14 protein-coding genes are annotated in these 13,732 nt (G+C 59.3%); 8 read left to right on the top strand and 6 right to left on the bottom strand.

Translation table 11 applies throughout. The annotated features are described in order from the left end of the window. Positions 1–10: 10 nt before the first annotated feature. The 5 genes from P6U31_RS29000 to P6U31_RS28980 all read right to left on the bottom strand — a co-directional run bounded on the left by P6U31_RS29000 (position 11) and on the right by P6U31_RS28980 (position 3,581). Positions 11–1,075, bottom strand: a complete 1,065-nt coding sequence (locus P6U31_RS29000; RefSeq protein ID WP_407185157.1) for a nucleotide kinase domain-containing protein — start codon at positions 1,073–1,075, stop codon at positions 11–13. Positions 1,076–1,161: 86 nt separating this feature from the next. After that, positions 1,162–2,016: a thymidylate synthase gene (locus P6U31_RS28995; RefSeq protein WP_407185156.1), complete on the bottom strand. Its 855-nt coding sequence runs from the start codon at positions 2,014–2,016 to the stop codon at positions 1,162–1,164. Further along, positions 2,009–2,854, bottom strand: coding sequence for an ImmA/IrrE family metallo-endopeptidase (locus P6U31_RS28990; protein ID WP_407185155.1), 846 nt, complete (start codon positions 2,852–2,854; stop codon positions 2,009–2,011). The genes P6U31_RS28995 and P6U31_RS28990 overlap by 8 nt, the downstream gene beginning before the upstream one ends. Before the next feature lie 59 nt (positions 2,855–2,913). Further along, a complete protein-coding gene (locus P6U31_RS28985) occupies positions 2,914–3,279 on the bottom strand; it encodes a helix-turn-helix domain-containing protein (RefSeq protein WP_254099761.1) in 366 nt (121 codons plus the stop codon). Further along, positions 3,276–3,581 carry a hypothetical protein gene (locus P6U31_RS28980; RefSeq protein ID WP_254099759.1) on the bottom strand — a complete coding sequence of 102 codons (306 nt, stop codon included), beginning with the start codon at positions 3,579–3,581 and terminating at the stop codon, positions 3,276–3,278. Before P6U31_RS28980 ends, P6U31_RS28985 begins: the two co-directional genes overlap by 4 nt. 256 nt (positions 3,582–3,837) lie before the next feature. Between P6U31_RS28980 and P6U31_RS28975 the strand changes: the two genes are divergently transcribed. The 7 genes from P6U31_RS28975 to P6U31_RS28945 all read left to right on the top strand — a co-directional run bounded on the left by P6U31_RS28975 (position 3,838) and on the right by P6U31_RS28945 (position 10,977). After that, positions 3,838–4,143 (top strand): helix-turn-helix domain-containing protein, encoded by a 306-nt coding sequence (locus P6U31_RS28975; protein WP_407185154.1) that lies wholly within the window; start codon positions 3,838–3,840, stop codon positions 4,141–4,143. Between the two features lie 5 nt (positions 4,144–4,148). After that, positions 4,149–5,393, top strand: a complete 1,245-nt coding sequence (locus P6U31_RS28970) for a type II toxin-antitoxin system HipA family toxin (protein WP_407185153.1) — start codon at positions 4,149–4,151, stop codon at positions 5,391–5,393. Between the two features lie 61 nt (positions 5,394–5,454). Further along, positions 5,455–6,057, top strand: coding sequence for a hypothetical protein (locus P6U31_RS28965; RefSeq protein ID WP_407185152.1), 603 nt, complete (start codon positions 5,455–5,457; stop codon positions 6,055–6,057). Between the two features lie 514 nt (positions 6,058–6,571). Continuing rightward, positions 6,572–7,201 (top strand): helix-turn-helix domain-containing protein, encoded by a 630-nt coding sequence (locus tag P6U31_RS28960; RefSeq protein ID WP_407185151.1) that lies wholly within the window; start codon positions 6,572–6,574, stop codon positions 7,199–7,201. 298 nt (positions 7,202–7,499) lie between these two features. Further along, positions 7,500–8,702, top strand: coding sequence for an amino acid ABC transporter permease (locus P6U31_RS28955; protein WP_407185150.1), 1,203 nt, complete (start codon positions 7,500–7,502; stop codon positions 8,700–8,702). Continuing rightward, positions 8,702–10,225, top strand: coding sequence for an amino acid ABC transporter permease (locus tag P6U31_RS28950; RefSeq protein ID WP_407185149.1), 1,524 nt, complete (start codon positions 8,702–8,704; stop codon positions 10,223–10,225). The genes P6U31_RS28955 and P6U31_RS28950 overlap by 1 nt, the downstream gene beginning before the upstream one ends. Positions 10,226–10,233: 8 nt before the next feature. Beyond that, complete coding sequence (locus P6U31_RS28945; RefSeq protein ID WP_407185148.1) at positions 10,234–10,977, top strand: amino acid ABC transporter ATP-binding protein; 744 nt, start codon at positions 10,234–10,236, stop codon at positions 10,975–10,977. A gap of 229 nt (positions 10,978–11,206) precedes the next feature. Here the strand turns inward: P6U31_RS28945 and P6U31_RS28940 are convergent, their stop codons facing one another. Continuing rightward, a complete protein-coding gene (locus P6U31_RS28940; protein WP_407185147.1) occupies positions 11,207–12,436 on the bottom strand; it encodes a trans-sulfuration enzyme family protein in 1,230 nt (409 codons plus the stop codon). A gap of 196 nt (positions 12,437–12,632) precedes the next feature. Between P6U31_RS28940 and P6U31_RS28935 the strand changes: the two genes are divergently transcribed. Further along, on the top strand, positions 12,633–13,628 hold the full coding sequence (locus P6U31_RS28935; protein WP_407189967.1) for an amino acid ABC transporter substrate-binding protein: 996 nt from the start codon (positions 12,633–12,635) through the stop codon (positions 13,626–13,628). The last annotated feature ends 104 nt before the right edge of the window (positions 13,629–13,732 follow it).

The following is a 13,732-nucleotide window of genomic DNA, read 5'->3' as shown; positions in this document are numbered from 1 at the left end:
TCCTTCGGCGTCATCCCGCAGCAGCGCGTTGCGACGCCGCAACACGAATCTTCTCATTGAGCTTCCACTTGGGGGGATAGAAGAGATCGATCGGCTCTGGGGTTGGCTCGAACTTTTGCTTGATGCGTACGCGGCCCGTTTTCCCCGCGACTTGCGGATGCGCCACACGGGCATACTTGTCGACCTCGCAAAACAAGTTCTGGCAGTCGATCAATTGCAGCCGGCGCCCCCAGAGCGATTGAAAGTCAAGACCAAGCCGCTCGAACTCCTGCTCCTGTAAGTCGGCCATCAGTCGGATGAGCTCTGGCTCGTTCAGGCCACCTGGATCGACGAAACATTTGCGCAGGCCGTCACGCGCGCCCGGTCCTGGCACGACAAAATCCATCTCGCTGAAATCGGTGAGCTCGCTGTAGTTGATGTCGGTGATGAACTGATAGGCAAGGAAGTCGCCGATCGTTGGATAGGCGCGCAGCTTCTCGAACCCCTCCTGCATGGTCCGCGTCTGCGCCAACTGCTCGGCTAGCCGGTCCGCCATCATGCGCTCAAGCAGCAACAGATGGTTCTGATGCTTGGCGGGTCGACCGAAGGTGCGACTGCCGGGCGGCATGATGTAGGCGGCCGAGTAGATACGCCGACCAGTCCGCATCGCTCGCATTAGAACCGCGTCATAGGCGGCGAACTGATAATCCTCGAAGGTGATGGGTCCGTGCGCTCGCTCCAAAAGCTCCCAGGTCTCGATCTTGTTGAACAGCTTGAACAACAGGATGCGGAAAAAGACTTCGCGCGGGGACTTGGGCAGGTCCTCGCGATAGATGACATGCCGGATCAGATATTGGCTGACGCGGTCGGATGCACGGTAGGCGTTCGTAAACTTGTAGATCGCCAGCACTGGATTGTCGGTCCACGGGTAGGTCTCGCCTCGTGTGCGGCGGAAAAACACCGCCTGCCGTTCGGCGGCGAAGCGCCAATAACTCTCATAGACCTCCGATACCTTGGCGGGGGCCAGATGACGCAGCACGATCGGTATTGGCGCCCCCGAAGGCTCGGGCGGCCGAGTGACGACCGGCAGATCCATCGGCAGTGATGCGGTGGCCGCGACTGGGCGGGATTTCGGGGGGCGGCCCCGCGGACGCTTGTGCGGGGCGTTCGAAGACTTCGGACTCAATGCGCCACTCCTGCCGTCGCAGCAGCGACAGACGGCCGCGCCGCCAGCGCGACAGACGGCTCGGTGAGGGCGTGGGCAGCCGCGACCAACGGCGCGAAGTCGGTATCGCTCTTGGTGATCCGCTCGAGCTTGGCGATTCCGACCATGACATTCAGGCGCGCCAGCGGCATGTCCATCTCATGAGCCATGAAAGCCCCGAGCTGGGCCAGGCCAAGATAGTTGCCATAGGCTTTGTCGAATATCTGCTGGGTGGCATAGAATGCGTTGGTGACGAGGCCGGCGGCGGTCGGCTCAAAACTCACCTGCTGCAAGCAGGGAAAGCCCAATTGCGCGCTGGCGACATGGTCGCGGCCTGGATCGAAGGTGGTCGCTTGAAGCATCGAACGGCGCACGCCCGTCCTCGAATTGAACTGAGACAAAATCCACTCCAGTTGATTGCCGTCACACGGGCCGCGCCCATACATCACCATGCGCTCGAAATATAGGCCGCGGCCATTAGCTTTACGGTTCATCGCCTGCCATCGCGGGAATGTCGCGCGATAGAGGGCAAAAAGGCGGGCCCGGTCGCCGCGCGACATCTCCCAGAGGCGCTGAGGGAAGATCGTGAACGCGACGTCGTCGACCACGAGCCGGCCCTTGCGCTTGAGCAGCCGGTCGAGGGCTTGGCGCAGTGCTGCATCTTCGGCGGCGACGCCGTTCGGCTCGAAGCCGCTCAGGCTCATCATTAACGGGGCGACCTCCGTGCCAGCGCCGTCGAGAACTTGCAATAACAGCCGCGCCCAACCACGCGACAAGTTGGTGTCGTCAATCACCACCGGCGGCGGCGGCACCAAAATCTTGGCTTTACTCATCCGGATCTTCCTCCAAGTGGCGATATTGAGCGAGACCGATGTAGCCGTACGACGGCTCGTTTTTCTGGACCGGGGCGACGCGCACGAAGACCGCCCAGGCACCAGCGCTGGCCTGGAAGATTCCTGGCTTTACCGCCCGGAACAGACGTCCGACCGCGAGATCGCGCTCGAACGCAAGCCCGCCGCCCGAAACCTCCGCACCCGCCGGCAGAAGAAGCAGCGTCCTGACCTCCGCGTCCAACGTGGGCGCGTTGCGATGACAATCGACAACGATTAACGGCTCCGGCGTCAACGCGCCGAGGATCTCCATGCGCAGAGCCTTGGGCGTGACACGTTGCAGAGCGGCGGCGCGGCCGCGCGACAACATGTTCACCCCGGCCGACAGGTGAGTGAGCAGCGTCGCGTATCCGACGCCGAACTCGCAGGCGATCGTGAAGATCTGCGCCGGTGTCGCCGTTTCCGGAGCCCACCCGCGAACCGCGAAGGCACGGCGCAGGCCAATGATCGGCATAAGGATGAAACCCGCGAAGGTATCGGCCAGAAACTCCTTTGGGTCCTCCCAGGGATTCGCCTTGGCGTCCTCGCGCAATTCGTCGATCGATGAGCCGTGACCGAACACATGATGGCCGAGCTCATGCGCGCAATTGTAGGCGCGCCGCGGCAGCGGCCGTCGCGCAGAGAGATGGATGCGCGGAAAGGCGCCGCGCTGATACATTCCCTCCATGTTGATGTTGTTGAAGCGCACCGCGACACTCAGCGTCTCGCATAGCCCGTAGATGCAAATCGGCCCGGCTTGGTCGAGCTTGGCCTTAGCGCGCGTGGCCGCGGCGGCCTGCATGGCCTGGGTCGCCAGGGCGCGGCGATTGAAGCTGAGCTTAGTGGTGCGCATCACATTCATCAGCGATCGCCCCCGTTCGCGGTGGAATCGCTGCGCATGGCGGCTAATAGCTTGAGCAGGCGTTCCAGATCGTCGGGCTTGAGTTTGGAGAGTTCCCGTGCGGCAAGCTCGAGCCGAGGGTCCTGGGCATCGAGCGTCTCGGGCGCTTCGCCGAGCAACCAGGCGACGCTGACGTCATAGATTTCGGCAAGCCGGGCGAGCTCGTCAGCCGATACGCGGCGGTTGCCGGATTCCATCTCGCTGACGGAGGGACGATGCAGGCCGAGCATCTTCGCGACGTGGCCTTGTGACAGGCCGGCCAGCTTGCGCGCTTCTTTCAGACGCTCGGCGATCTGCGACCGTTTGGCGGAATCGAGTTCGGTCATGCTGCCGCGGCTACCTTCTCGCTCTGCTTCTTGAGTAGATCGCAGACGAAGGCAGCGGTCTCGTCGATGGAGCGCGGAAGCTTGGTCGTCTCGTCGACGAAGATGTTCACGTCGTTTGGGATCGTCGCGCCGATCTCGGTGGCGAGAATTGTGGTCGCGACAGGCCAGACCTTGCTATCGAACTTCGGCAGGTTCTCGACGGGCTTGGTGCCGCCGCTGAGAGGCGGGCATTCGAGGCCGCTATCGGCCTGAATCTGGCCGAGGATGGCGATCAGCTTCTCTTTTAATGCGGCGGGATCCATGAGGCACCTCCTTCATCCGACGTGCGGTAAGATAATCTTACATATGCCGGACGTCAAGGACCCGACCCTGGCTTCGCGACTCGATTGCCGGATGGATCGAAGGCGTGTTTCTTCGTCAGGCTGTTGAAGGCGAGCATTCGCCAAGGATACGTTTACGGATCAATAACAATGCAAAAGATCTGTGTTCGATTCCTCTTGTTTGTGTTCAATGATCTGTCTACATATCATTCTATATCAAATGATCCGAGAGCGTATCATGACATCCATCCCAGACCCGCTTCTCCAAGAACTCGGTCTGCGCTTCCGAAAGGCCCGCATGGCTGCTGGCTTGTCTCAGGAGCAAATCGCTCTTCGCGCGAGCATCAGCAGACCCCGCTATCGCGACATCGAAACGGGAGCTGCGGCCGCCCGCGCAACGACACTCGTCAATGTCGCCCGCGCCCTTGGCATGGAAATGATGTTGATCCCGCAGGCTCTGGTGCCTGCCATTCAGTCGATGCTGCAGCCCGCGACCGACGATGATGATCGCCCCGCGTTCACGTCAGATGTCGAAGAGGAGTAACGGGCGTGAACCAGGCGGTCCTCGCGGCTGAACGCATCCAATCACTCGATATCTCATTGAACAATCTTCCCGTCGGCACCCTTGTCCGGACGCCGGGTGACTACAACGCGTTCAACCTCTTGCCCGACTACCGGAGCATGAACAACCCGCCGATCTTCAGCCTGTCGCTTCGCTCAGCCGATGGCGGCCTCCGGCGGGATCCCAAACCTATACGCGGGGCGCTACCTCCGTTCTTTGCGAACCTGCTACCCGAAGAGAAACTGCGCGAGGCGATGGAAAAGCACCACGCCGCGTCAGTCAGACCGGGAAACGACTTCGATCTCCTGGCCGCGCTTGGAACCAACCTGCCAGGAGCGGTGCGCGCGGTGCCAAGTGATGGCAGCCCCGTTCCAGCCGGCCCGGAGGCCGAAGGCAAGAAGAAAGCACGCTTTTCGCTCGCCGGTGTTCAGATGAAGCTTTCTGTAATGAAAAATACAGGAAAGGAGGGTGGTATCACGCTCGCCGTCGACGACAAGCAAGGGCAGTACATCGCAAAGTTTCCCTCCCTCACGCACATCGGACTCTCGGAAAACGAATTCGCGATTCTTGCCTTGGCAGAAGCGTTGGGGATGGAAGTGCCGGCACGCGAACTCGTCGATAAGACGGAGTTCGCAGGCATTCCGGAAGAGTTCAACACCATGTCCACCGGCAAGGTGCTGCTGGTCCGCCGCTTCGACCGCGGCGCTGACGGCGCGCGCGTGCATATGGAAGACTTCGCGCAGGTCTTCGGCCGCTATCCGTCCGAGAAATATACCGGTGCAGCGTACCACAATATCGCTGCAGCGCTCACCAGCGGCGTCTCCTTCGATTCGGCAATCGAGTTTGTTCGGCGTCTCGCACTCACCGCGATCACTGGAAACGGGGATATGCATCTCAAGAATTGGTCGCTGCTTTACCCCGGGGATGGCCGGACACCCACGCTGTCGCCTGTCTATGACGTGCTCTCAACAATTCCCTACATTCCGAAGGACGGGCTGGCCCTAAGCCTCGCCGGAGAAAAATCTTTCAAGGCGCTGACTCCAGAACGCTGGCGCAATTTCGCGAACCGCAGCCGTCTTCCGGAAGGAGCGGTGGTGACCGCCGTGGCCGATATCGCGGCTGCCGTGCGGGACAAGTGGTCAGTTCTTCCAGAGCGCGACGTTGTGCCTGCGCAGGTCCTCGCGCGGATCGACGCACATATCGCTGAAATGGCACCCATCCTTGACCCCTAAGATTAGCAGATCGTGAAATGCACATGTTCGACCCTGGCATCGTAAAAGAGACGTTTGACGAATGCGCTCCCTTACGGATTTCCTCGCTGGCCTTCCGGGCATCATGCCCATCAAGACGCGACGGCTCGTTCTCGAAGGTGACCTCCTGTCCGCCGCCGAGCGCAGCGACATTCGCTCGCGCGACAAGTCGTTTCTCGACCTCGTCTTGGAAGTCGGCCCCGATGCAGCGGCAGCAATCCTGGCCGCATACAAGGACGGGCGTCTGCCGATGAAGAAGGGTAAAAAGCTAGCGGATGCTCCGGCCGCGGAGGAATATCTGGCGCGCGCCGACGAGCTCAGGACGCAAATCGCGGAACGAGAACGACGAGAGCGCGCGGTCAAAGACCCTTCGTTGATTACAGAAAGCGATCTTACCAACCACCGCCTCATCGACAGTGTTTTTATCGCGAATATCGGAACCGGATCAGGCTCAATGGTGCTGGCGGGCACTACCGTGCAGAAGCACGTGATCGGCTATCGAAGCAACAGTGGGAAGAGTACGGGTTGGGCCGTACGGTTTGACTGGATCGGCTCCGATGGCCAGAAACGGCATTCCGAAACGATTCCACCCGAGGCCGACAATCGGCGCAACGATCCGGACCGAAACTGGGGTCTATACGAGTAGCTGCGAATCGTAAATCCGGTGCACAAGCAGGGCGCGCATCAGGTAGATAATTCCAAGGACGACGAAGAGGGCAGGAACCGCCATCATCTCGTCGATGAACGCGCGACTGAGGTGCCGGGAGCTCATCGTCCCTCGTTTGGCTATTGCGTCGATCTAAAGATCATCGGCGAGGAGCGAGCAGGCGGGCCTTGTTCGGCCGCTTAACTTTTCTCCTACCGGTTACCTCGGGCAATTTCGGTGGATTTTGGCGAGTCCCCGCACCGCGCTACCGGTACCGCCGTGGCAATAACAAGCGACGCCTTGACAAATGCCACCTGTCGGCCAATTGTTGCTGAAAAGGCAACGAGTTGTCCGCCTAGGCTCGCTTTGAGCCGGACCTCTTCAGGGAAGCTGGTGGCCGAGGAAAAGAGGGCGTGTGGAGGCGTCCTTCGTTCGCAATTAGTTGAGGTTTGCTCCGTTAATTTCGACGCTTCCGATCATCACAGTGGGAGAGGTTTACCGCCGAGCGGATAGAATGCCGGTGGATACAGACAGCGCGATGGCAATGATCAAGAAGACCAGTTCGCTGGCGACGCAGAGATTTGAAAACGCCGACACGGCTGCCGCGGGACGCATAGGCGCTCGCTTGCGGGCGAGCCGTCGGCAGAAGAATATGACCCTCGATGAACTAGCGGAGGCCACGGGCCTCAATAAGGGATTTCTCTCGCGGATCGAGAAGGACGCCAAAGCTCCATCGATTGCGACGGTCATGAAGTTGTCTCGTGCGCTGGACATTCCAGTCGCGCGCCTCTTCGGCGAGCAAGTTAGCGACGCAGACATTCATCTTGTTCGTACCGCAAACCATAAGCCTGAAGACGATCCGGTAAATGGGTATTCTTTCGTTCCGTTGTCCCCAGCAGGGAGCGATAGACGAAACGAAAGTTTTCTCATGACGCCGCCACGCCATTTTAGCGAAGCGACGCACGCTGAGCACGCAGGCGAGGAGATGCTCTACGTTCTTTCAGGACGGATCGAGGTCAAGTTCGTTGACAGAAGCGTCGCTATGTCGGCGGGTGACTACCTCCAGTTTCCCGGTCACCTTGTGCATCACGTGCGACGGATCGGTGCAAACGCAACCGTGCTCATCGTCATAAGTCGCGATTAGAGCAGCCGTTTTCTACCCGGCCCGACAGATTAGTCACGAGCCCTCTGCCAGTTCCTGAATGAGCCCTTGTCTCATTCACCGAGAGGTCATATACACGCCTTCGGGGCAATAAGTTGCCCAAGTAAAAAATAGTTGCCCGTGGGGAAGGAAGCGCGTGTCAGTCAACGCTATTTGTGTGTCCGGGGGTGAGCCAGCGAGCTCCTCGGCGATTGTGGCTGTCCCGGCGTCCCGAGGCTCGGCGGCCGACGCTTGGCAGCACACGCGTTTCATCGGCTGATCGACCGTCTAGGGCATAACAATGACCATTGGTCCTCGGAAACCTCCGCCGCAACATATAAAGCGGTTGCAGCGCGCGCTCGGCGGGCGAGCAGGGTGGAGCGGTTTCGTTCTCCAACTCCTGTTCGCCGCCATTCTGGGTTGGCTGGCTTATGAAATCATCGCTAACGTCCGGGCGAACCTGCAGACACAGCGGATCACCGCCGGATTCGATTTCCTGCAGACTAACGCCGGATTCGACGTCAATCAGACCCTGATCTCCTACTCGGGAAGAGACACCTACGCCCGTGTATTTCTGGTTGGTCTCCTCAATACTCTCTTGGTTTCCGTCATCGGCATCTTCTTCGCCACGGTGATTGGCTTCATTGTTGCGCTTGGCCGGCTATCGTCCAACTGGCTCTTGTCGAGAATCGCTGGGGCTTACGTCGAATTGGTGCGCAACCTGCCGCTGCTGTTTCAGATCCTGTTCTGGTATCTGGCAGTGCTCGCAGCGCTCCCAAATCCACGACAGAGCATCTCTCTCTTCAGCGTCGCTTTCCTCAACAATCGCGGCATTATCGTTCCGAGGCCGATCGGCGAACCTGGCATTGAACCGTTCGTCGGAGCAGTATTACTGGCTGTGGTCATCTCGTTTGGACTATGGCGCTACGCCCGGCGGCAGCTCTATCGACACGGTCGCGTGATCAAGGTCTGGCCCTACGCGCTAGTAGATCTGATCGGTTTGCCCCTGATCGCGGCGCTGGTGTTCGGCGCGCCGGTAACATTTGAAACTCCCGTACTCAGGGGATTTAATTTTGCAGGTGGCTCTCGCCTCATTCCGGAGTTCGTCGCATTGACGTTGGCCTTGGCGACCTACACGGCAGCATTCATTGCCGAGATCGTGCGCGCCGGCATACTGTCAGTGCACAAGGGACAGATGGAAGCTGGCGCTTCGCTTGGGCTGCAACGCGGCACCGCGCTGCGGCTGATCGTGATTCCGCAAGCACTCAGGGTAATCTTGCCACCGCTTACCAGCCAATATCTCAATCTGACTAAGAACTCTTCGCTAGCGGTCGCGATTGGCTATCCCGATCTATTCTCTGTGTTCGCCGGAACAACGCTAAGTCAGACCGGGCAAGCGATCGAGATCATCGGAATTACGATGGGGGTCTACCTTCTGATTTCGCTCGTCACCAGCGCGATCATGAACCTGTACGGCTGGCGGATCAGTAGGAGCACGGTCTGATGCGAGACGGCGAAGCGCTTTCCTTCGTACGGCAAAACCTGGTCCTTGAACGGTCCGCACCGGCAAAAGCCACCGGTTTTGCGGGCTTCTTGCGCCTACGTTTGTTCAATTCGGTGACCAACATTCTGGTCACGATCGTCTGCGCGCTTCTGCTGTGGGTGCTGCTAGTCCCCGCGGTCAAGTTCCTGCTGGTCAATGCTGTCTGGAGCGGCGCCGACCGTACTGCCTGTCTGACCGAAAATGCCGGACACGAACTAGGTGCGTGCTGGCCCTTCGTTCAGGCCAAATTCGGGCAATTCATATACGGCTTCTATCCGGCGCCTGAACGATGGCGGGTCAATCTGACCTTCATCCTTGCCGCAATGCTTCTGGTCCCGCTGCTGATCCCCCGACTGCCGGCCAAGGGGCTCAATGCAAGTCTATTTTTTTTGGCGTTCCCGGTCCTCGCCTTCTTCCTGCTGCATGGTGGCGGGCTCGAGGGGTTCGCCGTGAGCTGGATCTCGGCGCTGCTCTCCGACTTCAATAGCTCAATCGCAGAAGGTGGGCGGAAGCTCGCTGTTGTCGGAGAGACAGTTACGGTGATCGGCCCTCTTCTTTGGATGGTCGGCAAGTTGATCGTTGGAATCAGCACGGCGATCTCATGGGTGCTCGCTCCACTCGACTGGTTACGCGGCGAAATTCAATCGTCAGGACTGGCGGTATGGGTCGATTTTCTCCTGACCACCGTGATTGTCTCAGGGCTGACTTTTATTCTGGGCGGCGGCGCACGTGCGAGCTGGCGACCGCTGATCGGGAGCCTAGCGACCTTCGTTGTTGTCGGCCTCCTGATTGCTGTCATGGGCCTCGATCGCGGCGGGTTGCCAGTTGTTGACACTAGGCTGTGGGGTGGCCTCCTCATAACGCTTGTCGTGTCCGTAACCGGTATCGTCGCGTCGATGCCGATCGGCATTGGTCTGGCGCTCGGTCGGCGGTCGGCGATCCCGCTAATCCGAACTTTTTCGATCATCTTTATCGAGTTTTGGCGGGGCGTGCCGCTCATTACGGTGCTGTTTTTCGCGACTTACATGCTGCCGCTCTTCGTGCCGACCGGCTTCACGATTGACGGCCTAGTACGTGCGCTCATAGGAATTTCGCTGTTCGCGGGGGCCTACCAAGCGGAAGTAATTCGCGGCGGGCTAATGGCGATCCCACGCGGCCAGTCCGAGGCGGCGAGTGCGTTGGGCCTAACTTGGTGGAAGACGACTGCATTGATCGTCATGCCGCAGGCGTTGCGCCACGTCATTCCCGGTATCGTCAATAGCTTCATCGGGTTGTTCAAGGATACGTCACTGGTATCGATCGTAGCTCTTTTCGACTTGCTAGGTTCGCTGAGGGCGTCATTCAGCGATCCTCAATGGGCGACCCCCTCGACGTTGTTCACGGGTTTCGCCCTTACGGGCACGATCTACTTCGTTTTCTGTTTTGGAATGTCGCGTTACTCGCTGTTCGTCGAGCGCAGGTTGAACGCGCATCAGCGCAACTGAGGCAGCCTATGGCCACCGATCCCATCGTTAGAATTAACGACCTAAACAAATGGTACGGCGACTTCCACGTACTGCGAGACGTTAATCTCGACGTTGGAAAGGGGGAACGTATTGTGATCTGCGGTCCGTCGGGCTCCGGGAAGTCGACGCTAATCCGCTGCATCAACGCGCTGGAAGAATTCCAAGAGGGCGAAGTTGTCGTTGATGGCATCAAGCTTGGGCCGAACCTGAAGCACATTGACGCGGTCAGGCGGGAAGTGGGCATGGTTTTCCAAAGCTTCAACCTGTTTCCGCATCTCACCGTGCTGGAAAATTGTACGCTGGCACCGATCTGGGTGCGTAACATTCCGAAGAAGGATGCCGAAGCAGCCGCAATGAGATTTCTGGAGCGGGTCAAGATCCCCCACCAGGCCAACAAGTTTCCAGGGCAAATGTCCGGCGGCCAGCAGCAGCGCGTAGCAATTGCGCGCGCGCTCACCATGAACCCCAAGGTGATGCTTTTTGACGAACCGACCTCAGCGCTCGATCCCGAGATGGTCAAGGAAGTGCTAGACACCATGGTTGATCTAGCCAAAGAGGGCATGACCATGCTGGTCGTGACCCACGAAATGGGATTTGCCCGCGAGGTCGCCAACCGTGTGGTGTTCATGGATGCTGGTCAGATCATCGAATCCAACGCTCCGCAGGAATTTTTTGCTGCCCCGCAGCATGCGCGCTCAAAGCTGTTCCTGAGCCAGATCTTACGACACTAGCTGCTTGCGCTCAGGCAGGCGGGGAGACGCAGAACCTTCATCAGAAGCTGACCGTGGGGCGCTGCTGATTTCGCGCCACTCCGGCCGAATGCGCTGGCGCAATCCGTTTCCAGCATGGCCAGTAAGAGCTGATGCTCGGCCCGAGTCCTCGATCGCCGAAATAGTAAGTCGGTGCTTGTGGAAAAAACAGGCTTGTCGCGCCGACGGCCGGTTTTCTGGGGCGAGGCCGCTAGAGCCGGTTCAGCGCTTGCCTCAGATCGGCCAGGAGGTCGGACTCGTCTTCGAGCCCGACCGAAAGTCGGATCAGATCTTCCCCAACGCCGCCCTGCAGATGAGCCTCGGGGCGAACGGTCTGCCGTGCTCGGACAATGCTTGCGGGGTGAGAGACAAGCGTCTCCACGTCGCCAAGGCTGACGGCGAGAGTTATCAGTTCGAGTTTGTCCATCATGTTCCTCGCTGCGTCGAACCCGCCGTGCAGGCCGAATGACAACATACCAGACCCACCTGACATCTGCTTTCTTGCGATCGCGTGCCTTGGATGCGATGCGAGGAAAGGGTAGTTCACCCAGGAAACCGCAGGATGCTCGTCGAGCATACGAGCAATCGCAAGCGCGTTGGCGCCATGTCGCTCCATTCGCAGAGGCAATGTCTTCAACCCTCTCAGCACCAGCGACGACGCCATCGGGGAAAGGGCCGCGCCAGTGATGAAGCGTAAGCCCTGGCTGTGAATCTTGTCGATGAGTTCTGCTTTCCCCAGGAGTGCGCCGCCCAGGACGTCTCCATGACCGTTGATGTACTTGGTCAGAGAATGCAGGACGATATCGGCACCGTGCGCCAGAGGACGCTGCAAGGCCGGGGAGGCGAAGGTCCCGTCGACGAGGACCAGAAGCCCCGCGCGATGGGCCCGCGCGGCGATGGCGCCAATATCGAGGACGTCTCCTGTTGGATTGATGGGCGTTTCAAAATATACAGCCCGGCTGCGAGGCGTGACGACGGCATCCAAATTGGCTGGGTCGCTGAGGTCGGCCGGAACAACTTTCACCCCGAATCGCGGCAAGCCCTGCTCGGACATGGCCATAGTGTTGGAGTACAGCGTGCGGTGGACGATCAATTCGTCGCCCTGCGATAGCAGCGATAACGTCAAAGCTCCCACGGCAGCCATGCCAGAGGCCAATACTACTGCGGCCTCGGCTCCCTCCAAGTTGGCGAGGCGAGTCTGCAACAACTCGGTCGTCGGGTTGTGTTCCCGAGCGTAGAGCTTGCCTCCGAGAGCCGCGGCCGCGTCGACGTCGGCCACGCTTTTGAAGCCATAAGTTGAGGTGAAGTAGACCGGGTGAGACACCGCGCGATGATGGTCGGCCGGATCATATGCGTAGTGAATCGCTCGCGTCGCGAACCCCAGTTCCGAGGGATGATCCGGCGATGTCGCGACCGTTTGGGCAGATTTGGAAGCGGACATTCGAAAAATCTCCTTCGGCGGGCGGCTTCTGGCTCTGTGCGCGTCTTGAAGCAAACCGGCTGCATTGCAGTTTCGATTGACTCCACTCTGCCTATAGGGCAACAAGTTGTCCATAAGAAATATCTGAACCGGAGGAATGCAAATGCGTTGGAGGTCCAGCCGCCTGGCTGTGGTCGTTCAGTCGACCCTAATCTTCATGATGTGTCTCCTGTCAGGAGGGCATGAGGCGCAGGCTCAGTCGCCCACTACTCTGGACAAAGTGAAGGCGAGAGGACGTCTCGAGTGTGGTGTCTCCCAAGGCGTGCCTGGCTTCTCAGCCCCTGACAGCGCGGGCAATTGGACCGGTCTTGACGTCGATTTCTGCCGCGCAATCGCGGCCGCTATCTTCAATGATCCGACAAAAGTAACAATGACGGCGTTGTCAGCAACGGACCGCTTTACGGCTCTCCAGTCCGGCCTGATTGACGTGCTTTCTCGAAACACGACCTGGACTTTGCAGCGCGATACGGCGCTGGGCTTCAATTTCGCAGCGATTACCTATTTTGATGGCCAAGGTTTCATGGTCAAGCAATCGCTCAACGTCAAGAATTTGGCGGAGCTCTCAGATGCCTCGATCTGCATCACCGCCGGCACTACCCACGAGCAAAATGTTGCAGATTACTTCCGCGCGCACAAAATGAAATTCGAGCCGGTCGTATTTGGGACGGTCGACGAGGCGGTCAAGGCCTATGACAGCGGACGCTGCGATGTCTTGACGGTGGATGCATCGGCGCTCAGCGCTTTGAGAACCAAAATGCAAAAACCCAATGAGCATGTCGTTTTACCTGAGATCATTTCCAAGGAGCCGCTCGGTCCGGCGGTCCGGCAAGGCGACGACCAGTGGCTCGATCTCGTCAGGTGGACACATTTCGCAATGGTGACTGCTGAAGAGCTCGATATCAACAAGGCGACTGTCGACGAAATGATGAAATCGGATCGGCCAGAGATTCGGCGCGTCCTCGGCCTGGACAACACGCTCGGCCAGAGTCTGGGCCTGACCAATGATTGGGTCGCTAGGATCGTCCGCCACGTCGGCAACTATGGAGAGGTGTTCGATCGCAACGTGGGACCGGCGACACCGCTCAAGATTTCGCGTGGGCTCAATGCGCTATGGACCAACGGGGGCTTGCAGTACGCTCCGCCAATTCGTTGATATCGGGTCTTGGATCCCCTGTGGGAAGAGACCCCGCAGGGGATGGCGCGCACGCTGTTGACGCTCCGATCGCTGATTAGTCGCCAGAGTTTCGCTGAGGCTCG

Origin of the sequence: Bradyrhizobium centrosematis (assembly GCF_045571495.1) — a bacterium.
Taxonomy (GTDB): domain Bacteria; phylum Pseudomonadota; class Alphaproteobacteria; order Rhizobiales; family Xanthobacteraceae; genus Bradyrhizobium; species Bradyrhizobium centrosematis.
The sequence above is the reverse complement of the archived record's forward strand: the minus strand, read 5'-3'. Positions and strand labels throughout refer to the sequence as shown.

Coding starts and splice junctions, on each gene's coding strand:
- P6U31_RS28995 (WP_407185156.1), bottom strand. CDS start 2,016: ATGAGTAAAGCCAAGATTTTGGTGCCGCCGCCGCCGGTGGTGATTGAC.
- P6U31_RS28980 (WP_254099759.1), bottom strand. CDS start 3,581: ATGGATCCCGCCGCATTAAAAGAGAAGCTGATCGCCATCCTCGGCCAG.
- P6U31_RS28965 (WP_407185152.1), top strand. CDS start 5,455: ATGCGCTCCCTTACGGATTTCCTCGCTGGCCTTCCGGGCATCATGCCC.
- P6U31_RS28960 (WP_407185151.1), top strand. CDS start 6,572: ATGCCGGTGGATACAGACAGCGCGATGGCAATGATCAAGAAGACCAGT.
- P6U31_RS28945 (WP_407185148.1), top strand. CDS start 10,234: ATGGCCACCGATCCCATCGTTAGAATTAACGACCTAAACAAATGGTAC.
- P6U31_RS28950 (WP_407185149.1), top strand. CDS start 8,702: ATGCGAGACGGCGAAGCGCTTTCCTTCGTACGGCAAAACCTGGTCCTT.
- P6U31_RS29000 (WP_407185157.1), bottom strand. CDS start 1,075: ATGGATCTGCCGGTCGTCACTCGGCCGCCCGAGCCTTCGGGGGCGCCA.
- P6U31_RS28990 (WP_407185155.1), bottom strand. CDS start 2,854: ATGCAGGCCGCCGCGGCCACGCGCGCTAAGGCCAAGCTCGACCAAGCC.
- P6U31_RS28985 (WP_254099761.1), bottom strand. CDS start 3,279: ATGACCGAACTCGATTCCGCCAAACGGTCGCAGATCGCCGAGCGTCTG.
- P6U31_RS28935 (WP_407189967.1), top strand. CDS start 12,633: ATGATGTGTCTCCTGTCAGGAGGGCATGAGGCGCAGGCTCAGTCGCCC.
- P6U31_RS28975 (WP_407185154.1), top strand. CDS start 3,838: ATGACATCCATCCCAGACCCGCTTCTCCAAGAACTCGGTCTGCGCTTC.
- P6U31_RS28955 (WP_407185150.1), top strand. CDS start 7,500: ATGACCATTGGTCCTCGGAAACCTCCGCCGCAACATATAAAGCGGTTG.
- P6U31_RS28940 (WP_407185147.1), bottom strand. CDS start 12,436: ATGTCCGCTTCCAAATCTGCCCAAACGGTCGCGACATCGCCGGATCAT.